This window comes from Rhodopila sp. (assembly GCF_965276935.1).
GTDB lineage: Bacteria > Pseudomonadota > Alphaproteobacteria > Acetobacterales > Acetobacteraceae > Rhodopila.
In genome coordinates this window covers 1453358-1468822 of sequence record NZ_CBDIBS010000003.1, presented here as the reverse complement: position 1 = coordinate 1468822, position 15465 = coordinate 1453358, and the positions used below count along the sequence as shown (strand labels likewise).

Annotated in this window: 14 protein-coding genes; 12 read left to right on the top strand and 2 right to left on the bottom strand. The window is 65.1% G+C overall.

The annotated features are described in order from the left end of the window. Window positions 1-5: 5 nt before the first annotated feature. Window positions 6-1031, bottom strand: a complete 1026-nt coding sequence (locus ACQY4S_RS14595; protein ID WP_428485918.1) for a DUF6635 family protein — start codon at window positions 1029-1031, stop codon at window positions 6-8. Window positions 1032-1250: 219 nt separating this feature from the next. Between ACQY4S_RS14595 and ACQY4S_RS14590 the strand changes: the two genes are divergently transcribed. From ACQY4S_RS14590 to ACQY4S_RS14575, 4 genes are all read left to right on the top strand, one after another. Next, window positions 1251-1439 (top strand): hypothetical protein, encoded by a 189-nt coding sequence (locus tag ACQY4S_RS14590; protein ID WP_428485917.1) that lies wholly within the window; start codon window positions 1251-1253, stop codon window positions 1437-1439. A 48-nt stretch (window positions 1440-1487) separates the two neighbouring features. Further along, the gene (locus tag ACQY4S_RS14585) at window positions 1488-2648 is read left to right on the top strand and encodes a flagellar motor protein MotB (protein WP_428485916.1); all 1161 of its coding nucleotides are present in this window, start codon (window positions 1488-1490) and stop codon (window positions 2646-2648) included. Window positions 2649-2657: 9 nt separating this feature from the next. After that, window positions 2658-3521: a flagellar motor stator protein MotA gene (motA, locus tag ACQY4S_RS14580; RefSeq protein ID WP_428485915.1), complete on the top strand. Its 864-nt coding sequence runs from the start codon at window positions 2658-2660 to the stop codon at window positions 3519-3521. 79 nt (window positions 3522-3600) lie between these two features. After that, window positions 3601-4416 carry a DUF3108 domain-containing protein gene (locus ACQY4S_RS14575; RefSeq protein WP_428485914.1) on the top strand — a complete coding sequence of 272 codons (816 nt, stop codon included), beginning with the start codon at window positions 3601-3603 and terminating at the stop codon, window positions 4414-4416. 176 nt (window positions 4417-4592) lie between these two features. On the opposite strand, the gene ACQY4S_RS14570 is transcribed toward ACQY4S_RS14575, so the two are convergent. Beyond that, window positions 4593-4970 carry a YraN family protein gene (locus tag ACQY4S_RS14570; RefSeq protein WP_428485912.1) on the bottom strand — a complete coding sequence of 126 codons (378 nt, stop codon included), beginning with the start codon at window positions 4968-4970 and terminating at the stop codon, window positions 4593-4595. Between the two features lie 142 nt (window positions 4971-5112). On the opposite strand from ACQY4S_RS14570, the gene ACQY4S_RS14565 reads away from it, so the two are divergent. The 8 genes from ACQY4S_RS14565 (at window position 5113) to ACQY4S_RS14530 (ending at window position 15464) form a co-directional block, all read left to right on the top strand. Continuing rightward, window positions 5113-7140, top strand: coding sequence for a thioredoxin domain-containing protein (locus ACQY4S_RS14565; protein ID WP_428485911.1), 2028 nt, complete (start codon window positions 5113-5115; stop codon window positions 7138-7140). Window positions 7141-7258: 118 nt separating this feature from the next. Then, window positions 7259-9187, top strand: a complete 1929-nt coding sequence (locus tag ACQY4S_RS14560; protein ID WP_428485910.1) for a potassium transporter Kup — start codon at window positions 7259-7261, stop codon at window positions 9185-9187. 105 nt (window positions 9188-9292) lie between these two features. Beyond that, window positions 9293-10627, top strand: a complete 1335-nt coding sequence (locus tag ACQY4S_RS14555) for an MFS transporter (RefSeq protein ID WP_428485908.1) — start codon at window positions 9293-9295, stop codon at window positions 10625-10627. Window positions 10628-10647: 20 nt separating this feature from the next. Continuing rightward, window positions 10648-11805 (top strand): galactonate dehydratase, encoded by a 1158-nt coding sequence (gene dgoD / locus ACQY4S_RS14550; RefSeq protein ID WP_428485907.1) that lies wholly within the window; start codon window positions 10648-10650, stop codon window positions 11803-11805. A 149-nt stretch (window positions 11806-11954) separates the two neighbouring features. Then, window positions 11955-12785: an MBL fold metallo-hydrolase gene (locus ACQY4S_RS14545; RefSeq protein WP_428485906.1), complete on the top strand. Its 831-nt coding sequence runs from the start codon at window positions 11955-11957 to the stop codon at window positions 12783-12785. Between the two features lie 160 nt (window positions 12786-12945). Then, window positions 12946-13875, top strand: coding sequence for an alpha/beta hydrolase (locus tag ACQY4S_RS14540; RefSeq protein ID WP_428485905.1), 930 nt, complete (start codon window positions 12946-12948; stop codon window positions 13873-13875). A gap of 124 nt (window positions 13876-13999) precedes the next feature. Next, window positions 14000-14233 (top strand): hypothetical protein, encoded by a 234-nt coding sequence (locus tag ACQY4S_RS14535; protein WP_428485904.1) that lies wholly within the window; start codon window positions 14000-14002, stop codon window positions 14231-14233. 37 nt (window positions 14234-14270) lie between these two features. Then, a complete protein-coding gene (locus ACQY4S_RS14530; RefSeq protein WP_428485903.1) occupies window positions 14271-15464 on the top strand; it encodes an enolase C-terminal domain-like protein in 1194 nt (397 codons plus the stop codon). Window position 15465 lies beyond the last annotated feature (1 nt).

The following is a 15465-nucleotide window of genomic DNA, read 5'->3' as shown; positions in this document are numbered from 1 at the left end:
CACATCTATCGTGCCGCCGCTCTGACCAATGCACTTGCAATGTCAAACAGATCCAGCAGCCGCGCAACATAGTGGTCGTGCACGACGAACCCTGGCGCGCCCGGGTCGTGCATCTGCCGCTCCAGCGCGTCCAGCATCCGCGTCAGGCGCCGCCGGTGCAGCCCCAGCCGGCGCTGCACCGGGTCCGCCACCACGCCGGCGAACGCCGATGCCACAGTGGACGCCATCAGCAGGCCCCCGGTCAGCGCGCTGACCAGCACCACCGAGGGTGCCACCGGGAACATCGCATACCAGACCGAGCCCAACGCGCCGCCCATCGGGAACGACATCACCGCCGCGCGCTGGGCAATGGCGGCGGCAAGGCTCGGACCGAGCGAGATGGCGCCGGGGGTGAGCTTCCGCAGGGCAACGACGCCGGCGCTCAAGCTGAGCAGAGCGGTGGTGATCTCGGTCGCGGCGGCACGGGTGCGGGTGTACTCGCTCATGGCGATCTCGAGCCGCCGGCGCAGGGCGGGATCATTGCCGTGGGCGCCGATCGCCTCCAGCGCCGGGGTAAGCGCGGCGACAACGCGAGGATCGGACAGGATCGTCTCAGCCAGGGCGTCGCGCCGGGTGATCCGCTCGCCTTCCTGGAACGGCAGTTCCAGCAGGTCGGCGTGCAGCCGCCAGGCGAGTTCACGGCCGACCGCGGTGTGCACCACCAGGTGCGTGTCACCGAGGCGCGCCGCCGTACGCGTGGCGCCTAGCTTGCCGGCCAAACGGGCGGCCAGCAGCAGCCCGACCTGGGGCCCGGCCATCGCCAAATTCAGCGGCGCTCGGGCGATATCCCAGCCGACCGCCACGCGATGCAGCCGCAACGATCCGGTGAGTGAGAAGTTCCTGTCGACGAACGCATCGATCCTGGTCCGCCGATCCTGAAAATACCGACGTATGCCGTCATCGACGATGGCGCGGGCAAGCGCCGGGTGGGTTTCCGCCTGATCCGGCAACGCCGGCGTCATATCCATACTGCTTTCCGTCAGGACTTCCATCGAATCGCCTCCCATTGGCTGCGCCGGGTCAACCCGGCTAGGCTGCTTTCAACAAATTCAGGGAGAAACAGATGTCCTTTGCCGCCGCCAGCGACAAGGTCATCGAATCGTCTTGATGCGGCGGGCGTTCTGACGGCTGATGCCGGTCCTGTTGCTGACCTACCTGATCTGCCATATCGACCAGGTCAATATCGGCTTTGCCTTGTTGCGGATAAACAGGTGATCGGCATCAACCCGAAGACCGATGGCCTGGGCGTGGGCAGGTTCATTATTGACTATTTTATCCTGGAGATGCCGAACAACCTGGAAACGGCGGCGATGCGGCGGCAGGACGATGCAAGGGTGACTGCCGCCGCGTGCTGCCGGCCTGGCGGGTCATCCGAGTGTGAATTCGCTGTGTCGAATTAGCGAACTCTTAACGTTTGCCATTCAAATTGCCTTCGATCCGGAGGCATCATGGCGGTCAAAGGCGACAAGAAGGGCTCCAAGCGCGGAGTCATTATCAAAAAGTACACGATCGAAGCCAGTGGCCACCACGGCGGCGCCTGGAAAGTCGCCTACGCCGATTTCGTCACCGCCATGATGGCGTTCTTCCTGCTGATGTGGCTGCTGAACGCCACGACCGAAGACCAGCGCAAGGGTCTGGCTGATTATTTCAGCCCCAACAATCTGTTGTCGCACGCTTCGTCCGGCACCGGTGAGCCGTTCGGCGGCCACACCGCTTTCGACCAGGGCGCGCTGGTCTCGGATCGTGGGTCCGTGCAGGTCACCGTCGGCAAGCGTCCGGTGCTGGAGAATGTCGCGGACGGCGATGACCCGGTCTCCACCGAATATCATCGCGCCCGCGCCGGCGAAGGTGTCGGACAGGGCCCGATGACACAGGATCAGGCCGCCGATGACGAGACGGACGAGAAAACCATGGGTGAGGCGGGCACGCGACGCCCCCCCGGGCCGGGCGGCCCGGCCGATACGCGCAGCCAGGGTTATACCAAGCTGAATCGTGACGCCGCGGCGGATGACGCGAAGGACCAGGCGCAGGCGCAGGCCCGCCAGGAAAAAGCCGCTTTCGAGCAGGCGGCGGAACAGATCAAGGCAGCGGTTCGCGCCGACCCCGCGCTGGCGGAACTGGCCAAACAGCTTGCGGTCGACATGACGCCGGCCGGCTTGCGCATTCAAATCATGGATGAGGTGAAGCTGCCGATGTTCCCCACCGGCTCGTCCTCTCCGAACGAGCGTGCTCGGCTGCTGATACAGAAAGTCGTGCCGGTGCTGATGAAGCTCAATCATCCGATCTCGATCGCTGGACACACTGATGCCCAGCCGTTTCCCGGTCCGGATCGTACCAACTGGGAGCTGTCGGCGGAGCGGGCGAATGCGACGCGGCGGCTACTGACCGATGGCGGCTTCCCCGAAGCACGCATCCAGTCTGTCAGCGGGCATGCCGACCGCGAACCACTGCTGCCGGCGGATCCGATGGCGGCGGCGAATCGGCGGATCGCGATCCTTGTGTTGCGCGAGGCACCATTGCCGGATGCCGCCAGGCCCGCGCCGGCGTATGGCCCCAGCCGGCCCGCGCCGGCGCATGGCCCAGGCCAGCCTGCGCCGGCGTGGCACTGAGCATCCACCGTGCTGACCATTGGCGGGCTGGTCTTCCTGTTCATCTGCGTGTTCGGCAGCTACCTGACTTCGGGCGGCAGCATGGGACCGCTGATCGAGGCGGTCCCGTTCGAGATGTGGACCATCGGCGGCGCCGCCCTCGGCACCTTCCTGATGTCGAACAGCATGACCGGGGTGAAACACACGCTGCACGGGTTCGGCAAGATCATGAAAGGTGCCAAGTTCAAGAAGCCCGATTATGTCGAACTGCTGAGCCTGCTGTTCTTCCTGGTGCGGCTGGCAAGCACCAAGGGGACAATGGCGCTGGAGCCGCATATCGAGAAGCCGGCCGAAAGCACGGCATTCCAGAAGTTTCCAAAGATCCTGGCAAACCACCACGCCAGCACGATTATCTGCGACTACCTGCGCATGGTCGGGATGAACGCCGATGACCCGAACCAGATCGAGGACGTGATGGCGCGGGAGCTGAAGAAGACGTTCAATGAGGAGATGCACCCCTCGCACGCGTTGCAGAGTATGGCGGACGCACTGCCGGCGCTGGGGATCGTGGCGGCGGTGCTGGGCGTGATCAAGACGATGTCGCACATCGATCAGCCCCCCGCCGTTCTCGGCGCGATGATCGGTGGTGCGCTGGTCGGAACATTCCTCGGCGTGCTGCTGGCCTACGGGATGGTGGGTCCCTGTGCCACGAGGTTGAAAGGCGTGGTCGAGGAGGAGTCGACCTACCTGGAAGTCATCCGCGCGGTGCTGGTGACACATTTGCACGGCAATGCGCCGCAGGTCAGCGTGGAATCCGGCCGCAAGATGGTGCCGAACGAGCACATGCCAAGCTTTCAGGAGCTGGAGGAGGCGGTGCAGGCGGTTGAGGCGTAGTATCGGGCTGCTCCGCCAATTGGGTTTTGCTGATACCACCGGCTCTTGCCTTAGCCGCGCCAAGCCATAAGCTTGGTGCATGAATCTGCGCTGCGTGTGGTTGATTGGGATGCTGGCAATGCCCGGCGTCGCGTCTGGACAGACGCGGCCGATGTCCCTGCACCTTAGCTACGAAACCTATGCGGCCGGCCTGAACGTGGCGGAGATGGATGCCGGGTTTGGGCTAGGCCCATTCTCATATCAGCTAAACCTGGCGTATCATACCAATGGCGTCGTCGGATTTTTCTTCCGAGGCCACCAGTTCGACACCGTCAGCGGCTCATGGAACGGCACGCAGCCGGTTCCCAACCGGTTTTTCGGGCATGGCGTGTGGCGAGGACAAGACCGGGTCGCGGTGATCGACTACGACAAGGGCATGCCGATCGTGCGCCAGCTTGTGCCGCCAAATTCGCATGAGCGGGAGGTCGTGCCGGATGCGCTGCGCGCCAACACGATCGACACGGTCAGTGCCCTGATCGGACTGGTCCGCAATGTCGAGACCACGGGTCGCTGCGAGACCGTGGTCCACACATACGACGGTCGTCGTGCAACCGAGATCCAGGCGGTGACGGTGGGGAACGAGATGCTGGAACAGACCAGCCGATCCACATTTGCCGGTCGGGCGCTGCGCTGTGATTTTACCGGGCGTATGCTGGCCGGGTTCCTGCTGAATGACAACCGGGAGCGGGACAGCAAGCCGCTGCACGGGTCAGCCTGGCTGGCGCCGGTGCTTCCGGGCGGCCCGCCCGTGCCGGTGCGCCTGACGTTTCAGACACGCTGGGTCGGCGATGTGACGATGTATCTGACGGGCGTCGGCGCCGGAGCGGAGCTGGATACCACGTCGGCGATGCGCTAACCGCTTCACCTCGTCCCATGCCAAGCCGGCCCTGCGCGCCACAGGTGGTAAAATACCGCTCAGCAGGCGACCGATACGCGCCCCTGTCATGGTCGCGGCGGCCGGCCATCGCCGCGCCCGTCACGACAGGCTTGTGCCAACGTGCCTGACCGGCAGTGGTTATTCTCCGCGGGCGTCTAGCCCTGATCACCCAGCCGAAACGCGTCGGTGATCCGTCGAACCTGTCCCGCCGGGTCGACCAGCAGCACGTCGAAGCGAACACCGTTGGTGCCCCAATCCGGATGCTTCGCCAGAATGATATCGCAGGCGCCCAGCAGCCTGGATCGCTGTCGTGCAGTCAGGGCGGCGGCGGCTTCGGCGAGAGACTTGCGGTGCTTGACCTCGATGAGCGCCAGCAGACCGGCTTTCTCCGCCACTGCGTCCACCTCGCCGGCCGCGGTGCGCAGGCGGCGGCCGAGGATGGTCCAACCGTCAGTCCGCAGCGCGGCGCAGGCGGTATCCTCGGCGGCGAGGCCGGTGGCGTAGGCGGTCGGTCCTCGGCGGCGGGAGAGCATTGCTCAATACTATGGGCAAGACATTAAGATCCGGTGAATATCGGGGGGAGACGATTGCGCGGGCAGTCGCGGCGCGCATCCAACTGGCATCCCCCAGGCCAATCCCCATGTCTGCATCTCAACCACGCATGGAACCCCGTCCATGGCCGCACCTGAAAACCTGCTGGGTCGGGAAACCTCCCCCTATCTGCTGCAGCACGCCGGCAACCCGGTGCACTGGCGCCCCTGGGGTCGCGCCGCTCTGGACGAGGCGAAGCAGACCAACAAGCCCATCATGGTCTCGATCGGCTACGCCGCCTGCCACTGGTGCCACGTCATGGCGCATGAATCGTTTGAGGACCCGGACACCGCCGCGCTGATGAACAGCTTGTTCGTCAACATCAAGATCGACCGTGAGGAACGCCCGGACATCGACCACATCTACATGTCCGCCCTGCATGCGCTGGGTGAACCGGGCGGCTGGCCGCTGACCATGTTCACCACGCCGGACGGCACGCCATTTTGGGGGGGCACCTATTTCCCGCCGGAGCCGCGCTGGGGGCGCCCATCTTTCCGTCAGGTGCTGCAAGGGGTCGCCAACGCCTTCAACACCGGGGCGGAGGCGGTCACGCAGAACACCCAGGCGCTGGCGGATCATCTTGCGAGCGAAGCCGCTGTCTCGGCCGGCGATGCGCCTGGGCCGGCGCTGCTTGACCAGGTCGCCGAGGCGTATCTGCGGATGACCGATCCGGATCAGGGCGGTCTGCGCGGCGCGCCGAAATTTCCTAACCCGCCAATCTACCGGTTCCTCTGGCAGAACGCCTTCCGCGGCGGTGACAGGGCGGCCCAAGACGCGCTGCATCTGATGCTGGAGCGGATGTCGCAAGGCGGCATCTACGACCATCTGGGCGGCGGCTATGCCCGTTACTCGACCGACGCCATCTGGCTGGTGCCACATTTCGAGAAGATGCTGTACGACAATGCCCAGCTTCTGGAGCTGCTGGCGCTGGCCCAGGCGCACCGGCCCAACCCGCTTTACGCGCAGCGCGCCACGGAAACCGTCGGCTGGATGCTGCGCGACATGACCGCGCAGCGGGTTGACGGCAACGCCGCCTTCGCCGCCTCGGAAGACGCGGACAGCGAAGGCGAGGAAGGCCGCTTCTACGTCTGGACCGATGCCGAGGTCGATGCGCTTCTCGGCGCTGCCTCCGCCGCCTTCAAGCAGGCCTACGACGTCACGCCTGGTGGCAACTGGGAAGGCCACACGATCCTGCGCCGGGTGACGCCGCCAGGCTCCGCCGAAGCGGAAGCCGCGCTGGCACGCGCTCGGGACGTGCTGTTCCAGACGCGGGACAAGCGCATCCGCCCTGGCTGGGACGACAAGGTGCTGGCTGACTGGAACGGGCTGGCGATCGCCGCCCTCGCGCGCGCCTCGGTGGTGTTCAAGCAGCCGGCGTGGCTGGATCGCGCGCGGCAGGCGTTTGATTTCATCCTGACCCAGATGGCCGCCAGCCATGGCGGCGTGGCGCACGCCTGGCGGCTGGGCCGCGTAACCGCCCCGGGTCTGATCGAGGACCAGGCGGCCATGGCCCGTGCCGCGCTGGCCTTGCATGAGGCGACCGGTGATCCCGCACCCCTGACGATTGCGGTGCGCCTCGCCGATGCCGCGCGGGACGCGTTCGGCGACGCGGCCGGCGGGTTCTATGCCACTGCCGCCGATGCCGCCGACGTGCCGCTGACCCGTCCGCGCACCGCGGCGGACAATGCCACACCGTCTGGCAACGGCATGATGGCCGAGGTGCTGGCGCGCCTCTACCACCTGACCGGCGACCCCGACTTTCGCCTGCGGGCAGTGGGCGTGTTGCGCGCCTTCGCCGGGCAGCCGGACCAGATGACGGGCATGCCCACGCTGCTGGCCGCGGCCGATCTGCTGGAGGAAGCCACCACCGTCGTGGTCGCCGGCAATACCGCGGATGCCATCGCGCTGATGCGAACGGCGTCGTCTTCCGCCGATCCGGCGATCGTCGTCCTGCGTACGGCCGATCCTGGGACATTGCCCCTCGACCATCCGGCCCATGGCAAGCCGGCCGGACCAGACGGTGCCGCTGCATATGTGTGCCGCCGCTCGGTCTGCGGACTGCCGATTTCGGATCCGTTGCTGCTGGCGCAGGCGCTGCATACGCGGCGGTGACCACTCAGCATCGGCTGAACCGGCGTCCCCGACGCTTCATCGCCCTATCGGAATGCTATGCGCCATCGGCACCGGCTGCTACCAGGATACGCACCTGCCGGCAGCCGGAGATAGGACGATGGACAGCACCGCAAGTCACGCCGAGACAAGGGGCGCCACAACCAGAGCGGCCTCGCCTGCCGATCGTCCCATCACGACCGCCGGCGCCTTGGCCGCCCTCGGTATTGTCTTTGGCGACCTGGGCACAAGCCCGCTCTACACCTATCAGACCATTGTCGGCACCGTTGGCGGGCATCCGTCGGCGGCGGATGCATTGGGCCTGTTGTCGCTGGTGGTCTGGTCGCTGATCATTACCGTCTCGATCAAATACTGCGTGTTCGTGATGCGAGCCGACAACCACGGGGAAGGCGGCATCCTGGCGCTGATGGCGCTGGTCACGGGAAGTGAGGCGGGTCGAGCCGGGCGCGGCGTTGGAGCGCTGATCGTCGCCGGCCTGTTCGGCGGAGCGCTGCTCTATGGCGACGGGATCATCACGCCGGCGATCTCCGTCCTGAGTGCGGTGGAAGGCATCAACGTCGTCACCGACGCGTTCAAGCCGTACGTGCTGCCGGCGGCCATGGTTATCCTGTTCGCGTTGTTTGCCGCCCAGTCCAAAGGCACCGCCAGCATCGGCCGCATCTTCGGCCCGGTCATGCTGCTGTGGTTCGTGGTCATCGCCGTGCTCGGCCTGTTGGGCCTGCTGCACCGGCCAGAGGCGCTGTTGGCAATCGATCCGCGCCACGCGATTGGCTTTCTGATGACGCATGGTCTGCGGAGCTTCATCGTGCTGGGCGGCGTGTTCCTGGCCTTGACCGGCGGTGAGGCTTTGTATGCCGACATGGGCCATATCGGACGAAACCCGATTCGGATGTCCTGGTACGGCCTCGTGCTGCCGGCGTTGCTGCTGTGTTACGCCGGGCAGACAGCGCTGCTGATTGAAAATCCCGGCCTGGACGGCAATCCGTTCTTCAAGCTCGCACCCGCGTGGAGCGTCGTGCCGCTGGTGGTGCTGGCGACGTGCGGCACCATCATCGCCAGCCAGGCGATCATCACCGGCGTGTTCTCCCTGACCCGTCAGGCGATGCAGCTCGGCTGGTTTCCGGGGCTGAACATCCGGCAGACCTCGGACCAGGAATATGGCCAGATCTACGTGCCCATCGTGAACTGGACGATGATGCTCTGCACCCTTGCACTGACGTTCGGCTTTGGCAGCTCGGATGCCTTGGCCGGTGCCTATGGCACGGCGGTTTCAACCACCATGCTGCTGACCACGGCGTTGCTGTACAACGCCATGCGCGACGTGTGGCGCTGGCCGATCGCGATCGCCGCACCGATCAGCGTCGGCTTCCTGCTGATCGACCTGGCGTTCTTCGGCGCCAACCTGCTCAAGATACGGGAGGGCGGCTGGCTTCCGCTGCTGCTGGGCTGCGTGATCTTTACCATCATGACAACCTGGCGACGTGGTGTCGTCGCCCTGCGAGACCGCCAGACGCATACGGAGCAGACGCCGGAATGGTTCCTGGCCAAGCTGCAATCGGGCAATATCCCCCGCGTGCCGGGCACCGCGGTGTTTCTCAGCCGAGCGGATGCGGTCATTCCGCCGGTGATGGTGCGGCACGTCGAGCAGTTCAGGGCGTTGCACGAAACGGTTGTGAGCTTGACGGTGCAGTTTGAAGAATATCCCCGCGTGTCGGCGGACCAGCGGGCGGAGTTTCGGCACTTGGCGGACCGGCTTTGGCACATCACGGTGCATTTCGGTTTTGTCGAGAAGCCGGACGTGGTGGCGGCGCTGGCCTGCGCGAAGGAGAAGGGATGCCCGCTGAACCTGGACGACGTGGTCTACTTCGCCGCCCACGACGAGGTCGTCCGCAACGAGACGCGCCCTCGGCTTGCCGGATGGCAGCGGATGGTGTTTGGCGCGATGTATCGCAATGCCGTTCAGGCGCCGGATCGGTTCAACCTGCCGGCCGACAGGTTCCTCGAGATTGGGCGGCAGGTGGCGTTGTAGCATTTTGGTGCGGATGAACCGAACGTCCTGGCGTTGCGGCAAACCTGGGATCGCGCCACGATAGCTGTCTGTGCCGTCTTGAACGGCGCGGAAGGGAGCAATGCCATGGCCAACGATGCCCCGGCGCCGCTGGTTCGTCCGGGCGCGACATCTGCTCTCGCGGTCCCGTCGAAGCGGCGCTTCGTCGTCATGGCGCTGCTGTTCGTCACGGTCGTCATCACCTACCTCGACCGCAGCAATCTCTCGATCGCGGCGCCTGGCATCGCCCGTGAGTTCGCGCTCTCCCCGGTGCAGATGGGCCTGCTGTTCTCGGCGTTCGGCTGGACCTACACGCCGCTGCAAATCCCCGGCGGGTGGCTCACCGACCGCATCCGCCCCCGCACGCTCTACACTGCCGCGCTGGTGCTTTGGTCAGCCGCGACCCTGAGCATCGGCGTCGCCAGCGGGTTCACCATCCTGATCGTGCTGCGCATGCTGGTGGGCGTCTGGGAGGTGCCGAGCTTCCTGATCAACAACCGGGTTGCCACCACCTGGTTTGGCGAAGGCGAACGCGCGACCTGCATCGCCGTCTACACGGCCGCGGAATACGTCGGCCTCGCCTTTCTGACCCCCGTTCTGGCCTGGATCGCGGTGACGTTCGGCTGGCCCGTGATTTTCTTCGCAACCGGAGCGGTAGGCCTGATCTGGGCTGTCATATGGTATCGCAGCTATCATGAGCCGACGGAATTTCCCGGCGTGAACGCGGCCGAGATCGCGCTGATCGAGAGCACCGGCGGCATTCCCGACCTCAGCACGCGGATCGAGGCGCATCGGCGCCAGAGCGGCATCACCTGGCGCGACCTCGGCGTCGTGCTCGGACGTCGCAAGCTCTGGGGACTCTACCTGGGCCACTTTGCCTGGGGCAACACGGCGGCGTTTTTCCTCACCTGGTTTCCCACTTACCTGGTGAAATACCGGCATCTGGACTTCATCAAGGCCGGTATCTACGCCTCGCTGCCATTCCTCTGCGCGGTCGTCGGCGTGCTGTGCTCGGGCATGCTCTCGGATTGGCTGGTTCGCCGCGGCGTCAGCCTGAGCATCGCGCGCAAGACCATGATCATTTGCGGCCTCGGGCTGTCGTCGGTGATCATCGGCGCCAACTATGTCAGCAGCCCGGCGCTGATCATCATGTTCCTGGCGCTGGCGTTCCTCGCCAATGGTCTGGCCTCGATCCACTGGTCGCTGGTGTCCGCGACGGCACCCGAGCGGCTGATCGGCCTTACCAGCGGGATGTTCAACTTCGCCGGTGGGCTTGCCTCAATCACCGGGCCGATCGTGATTGGCTTCCTGCTGCAGGCCGGCAGCTTCACCGCCCCGCTTGTCTACATCGCCTGCGTCGCGCTGCTTGGCGCCGGCTCGTACATCTTCATCGTCGGCAAGCTCGAGCGTGTGGCGGATTGACGGCTAAAGGAGTTCGAAGAATGAAGATCACCAAGGTTGAGCCGCTGATGGTCGATCGCTTCTGCCTGGTTCGCATCGAGACCGACGCGGGCATTACGGGCATCGGCGAGAGCGGCGCGTGGGGCCAGCTTGAAGCCAGTGCCGCGGCGATCCGCAAATATGCGGAGTATCTGGTCGGGCGAGACCCGCGCCCGATCGAGCACCATTGGAACGTGATGCTGCGCGCCAATCACTTCACCGGCGGCGCGATCACCGGCGCCGTCTCCGCCATCGACATCGCCCTGTGGGACATCAAGGGCAAGCTGCACGGCGTGCCGGTGTTCGAGCTTCTTGGCGGCCGGATGCGCCACAAGGCGCGGCTCTATGGCCACGTGAAAGGTCGCACGATCGAGGCACTGGTCGCCGAGGCGAAGCGGCTGAAGGCCGAAGGGTTCACCGCCCTCGGCCACCTCAACCCTTTGCTGGACGAGGACGAGGAGGCGCCGTACTATCGCTCTCACGCAGCGAAGATGCATCAGGCGATCGATAACGTGCGCCGGTTGCGCGACGCGGTCGGGCCGGAGGTCGATCTGTGCATCGAAATCCACCGTCGCCTAACGCCGCCCGAGGCGATCGCGCTCGGGCGCGGCATTGAACAGTATATGCCGATGTTCTTCGAGGACCCGCTGCGGCCCAACAGCTTCGATGCGATGGCCTGGGTTGCCGACCATATCCCGATCCCCGTCGCGACCGGCGAGCGCTTCACCAGCCTGTACCAGTTCCAGACGCTGCTGACGCGTCACGCGGTCGAGTATCTGCGGCCCGACGTGTGCCTGTGCGGCGGCATTACCGGGGCGAAAAAGATCGCTGCTCTGGCCGAGGCGCACGACGCGCAGGTCGTGCCGCACAATCCGCTGTCGCCGATCAGCACTGCGGCGTGCCTGCAGATTGCCGTTTGCATCCCCAACTTCGCGATCCAGGAGTACCCGTCGCGCACACCCGACCTTGATGGATCGGCTGAGCTGCTTGGTGCGGGACTGGCGACCGGGCTTGCGGAGCAGCAGGGCGGCTTCATCACGATTCCCGACACACCCGGTATCGGCCTGGAGCTGGTGCCCGACATCGAGCGTCGTTTCCCGCCGCGTAACCGGCCAATCCGCATGCGCCCGCACCAGGACGGGTCGGTCGTGGATCAGTAGGCGAGGCCGAGGGGCACTGATCGTTGCCCGGGGCTGCTGTTTCGATCCTCCCGTTCATTGGTTGGGCGGCATCCTGCCATGCAAAGCAACAACGTTGCCAGCCCGGCTGATTTGCGGCATGCACGACGTAAAGACGGAGCCAGTCCCATATGCCCTTCCTGACCGAACCGGAGCCGCAGCGCGGTGCGGCCCTGCCGGTGCTGCCCGGCATCAGCCGGATCGTCGCCGACAATCCGGGGCCGATGACCTACCTCGGCACCAACACCTATCTGATCGAGACCGCGGACGGCCTGGTCGTGCTGGACCCCGGGCCGGCGGACCATCCCGAGCATATCGAGGCGATCATGCGCCACACCGGCGGCCGGATCGCCTTTATCCTGGTCAGCCACACGCATCACGACCATGTCGGCGCGGTGCCTGCCTTGCAGTCCGCCTGCGGCGCGCCAACGGTGGGCTTCCGGATCAGCGGGACCGAGACGTTCGAGCCCGACATCAAGCTGGATCACGGCGCTGTGTTCGCCGGAATGCAGGCGCTGCACACGCCCGGCCACGCCTCGGACCATCTCTGCTTTGCCTTGCCGGCGGATGGCGAGAAGGCGCTGTTCAGCGCCGACCACGTGATGTCGTGGTCCACCAGCATTGTCAGCCCGCCCGGCGGCAACATGCACGATTACTTCAACAGCATGAACCTGTTGCTTGCCCGAGACGACGACGTGTATCTCCCCGGCCATGGTCCGCCGCTGCATGAGCCTCGCGCGCTGGTGCGGGCGATGCTGACCCACCGCATGATCCGCGAGGCGGCAATCGCGGAGAAGCTGGCCAATGGACCGGCCGATACCTACACGATTATGGACACAATGTATTCACAGTTGAACCCACGCCTGCGCCGCGCGGCGGAGCGGAATGTGCTGGCGCATCTGCTGAAGATGGAAGCCGAGGGCAAGGCGGTGCGGGACGGGGAGATCTGGCGGGCGGCGTAAGGCCTGGAATCGCCGATCGGGTAAATCCCGCCAGAGGCGTGCATTCCGACGCTCTGGCTGGACGATTCGCAGGATATCGTTTGATGATGTCTCCGATCTTCCGGTACGAGATCCGATCAACAAGGGTTGTCGCCGCGACGGCTCGCGTCACATAGGACGTATGCCAAGTATTCAAACCTATCTTCTGGTTCGCTTCCTGCGATGGCGCATCAAGAAGCCGATCAAGGATCCGGTCGATCTCGCCGCCATTCGCATTCAGCTTGGCCAGCCATACCGAGGGCGCATTCCGCGCGATATCCAGATCAAGACCGTTCATGGGCCAGTACCCGGCGAATGGGTCGCCTCGGACCGAGCCGCGCGCGATGCACCAATCATGCTCTATCTCCACGGCGGCGGCTTTTTTGCCTGCTCACCCGCCACCCATCGGGCTGTGACAATTGCCTTCGCACGATCCGGAGGGCTGCGGCTGTTCGTGCCGGACTACAGGCTCGCCCCTGAGCACCGGTTTCCCGCCGCACTCGACGATGCGATCACCTGCTGCGACTGGATTGCCACCGAAACCGGCCAGCCCGTCGCGGCCATCGCCGGTGATTCGGCTGGCGGTAATCTGGCGCTCGCCACACTGTTGCGGCTGCGCGATACCGGGCGGCCAATGCCGGCGGTTGGCGTGGCCTTTTCGGCGGTAACGGATTTGGCTGCCACCGGGATCTCGATCATCGAGAATGACCGACGCGATGCGCTGTTCTTCGGCGCTTCCGTGGCGCGGCTGGCCGAGGTGTATCTGCCGCCCGAACTGGATCCGCGAGATCCATTCGCCTCGCCGCTCTATGCGGATCTGACCGGGCTGCCCCCAATACTGCTGCACGTCGGCGGCGATGAGGTGCTGCGGGATGATTCGGTTCGCTTCGCGGCACGGGCCCAGGCGGCTGGGGTCGATGTCACGCTGCGGGTTTGGCCAGGTGTGCCGCATGCCTGGCAGCTTATGGCACAACTGTTGCCGGAAGGGCGCCGGTCATTACAAGAAGCGCTACACTTCGTATTGCACGCGATAGAAGGGTCTCGTTCACGATCGCGGAAGGAAGCTGCATGACCGGCTAGAGCAGTTCCGATCAGGTCGCTCCGTTTTGAACCCGTCATGGCCGGGCTTGTCCCGGCCATCTTCGCACCAACGGCTGGGGGCGGATGGCCGAGACAAGCCCGACCATGACAAATTGGTGCAACGTGATCGGAAACTGCTCTATTATTTGGTTCCGGAGGCGCAGCCGCTTGCCGCCGTCCTGATGTCCCTGGCTGGCATCGGCCCCAACAATGCGGTGGCAAGCAAACGTCCACCGCGTCCGCCGGCAGTACGCAACGCGTTCCGCGAACATGACGTGATGAACGTCTTCACGCGCATATCGCTGAACAGGGTCGCCCGGAAGCAAGACGAAACGCTGCCCGTGCGCTAGGCTGTTGCCATCTACCGCAGCCGAAAGCGTCCAAGCCATGAAAATCACCGCCGTCCGCCTGCGCAAGCTGCGCGGGACCATGCCGACATCAGGTTCGTTCTGGGAAGAGCGCCTCGTCCGGCCGATCGATATCTACCCGGAGTATCGGGCACGCCAGGATTTCGAGGGTGGCCAGCAAACCGAGCGCGGCTTCGCAATCGAGACCTATTTCGTGCAGATCGAGACGAATGAGGGCGTCATCGGCATTGCCGGCCCCGTGCCGGACACCGTCGCCTTCTTCGTCGGCCGCCGGCTGCGCCCGATGCTGATGGGTCGCGACCCGATCGCGCACGAGATGCTGTGGGACCAGATGCACCGCCTGATGGTGCATGGCCGCCAGGGCGACGCGATGCTCGCGATCAGCGCCATCGACTGCGCATTGTGGGACCTCAAGGGCCGCTGGCTCGGCCAGCCCGTCTACAAGCTGCTGGGCGGCCCGACGCGACCCTCGATCCCAACCTACGCCAGCATGCTTGGCTTTGCCACACAGGATGCCGGGCGGGTGCGCGAGCGCGCGCTGGTGTTCTCGGAACAAGGCTATGTCGCGCAGAAGTGGTTTTTCCGTCATGGCCCAATGAGTGGGCCGGAGGGCATGCGCAAGAACGTCGAACTCGTCCGCACGCTGCGCGAGACGCTGGGCGAGGATGACGACATCATGCTGGACTGCTGGCAGTCGATGGAGCCAAGCTACGTCATCGACCTCGCCTCCCGCATCGCGGAGTACCGGCCGCGATGGCTGGAAGAATGTTGCATGCCCGATCGCATCGACAGCTACCGGCGGATCAAGGACAAGATCAGTATTCCGCTTTCAGGCGCCGAACATGAGTACACGCGCTGGGGCTTCAAGCGGTTTATCGACGCGCGGGCACTCGATATTCTGCAACCCGACATCTACTGGTGCGGCGGCCTGTCGGAGACGCTGAAGATCGCGGCCTATGCGACGGTGCATGATCTTATCACCATCCCGCACGGGCATTCGACGCCGGCTGGCATCCACTTCTCGGTGACGCAGTCGCCGATCCACACGCCGTACCAGGAATACCTCGTCAAGTGGAACGACATTCACCAGCATTTCCTCGCGCACCCGGTCAAACCGGAGCGTGGGGAGATCCATGTGCCGAGCATTGCAGGTCTTGGCATGGATCTCGATCCGGCGAAGATCGAGGCGGAGGAAGAAGCGTTCGCGCCGTAAT